The sequence below is a fragment of the Bradyrhizobium sp. Ken64 genome (genome assembly GCF_055807555.1).
Genome location: NZ_JBVVPA010000084.1, coordinates 1 through 474 on the forward strand (window position 1 = coordinate 1; position 474 = coordinate 474).

The 474-nt window shown below is 65.2% G+C and carries 1 protein-coding gene; it reads right to left on the reverse strand.

The window, feature by feature from the left end:
• On the reverse strand, positions 1-474 hold a 474-nt coding region (locus AC0L2F_RS35745), incomplete at both ends, for a DUF1522 domain-containing protein (RefSeq protein ID WP_473251525.1).

Sequence of the window (474 nt, forward strand, 5' to 3'; positions counted from 1 at the left end):
TCAGGTTGTTGGCCTGAAGCTTCGTGTTGAGCTGATCGAGCGTCTTGACCGTGCCGTTGGTGCCGTCGCCGAAGGTGACGTTGACCGCCGTGCCGCCGTTGAAGGAGGAGAAGGTCAATGTCTTGCCGCTGATGCCGCCGACGCCCGAGGTACGCGCCGCAGTGAAGGCGCTCGAGGTGCCGGTATTGCCGGCGAAGCCGAGCGCATTCAACGCATTGCCGGTGCCGGTGATCGACAGATCGGCGTTGACGCCGGTCGAGATCTTGAGCTGACCCGAGGCGTTGATCGACGAGTTGGTCTGGCCGGTCGCCGTCGCAAGCGTCGCGGTGCCGTTGGCATTGACCGTCGCGGTCTGCACGCCGGTGGCAAGGTCGATCGCCTTGAGCACGTCGTTGACCGTGCCGGCCTGCAGATAGACCGTCGAGTTGCCGGCGCCGTCGGTGAGGACGTTACCGCTCGCACCATACCCGCTCG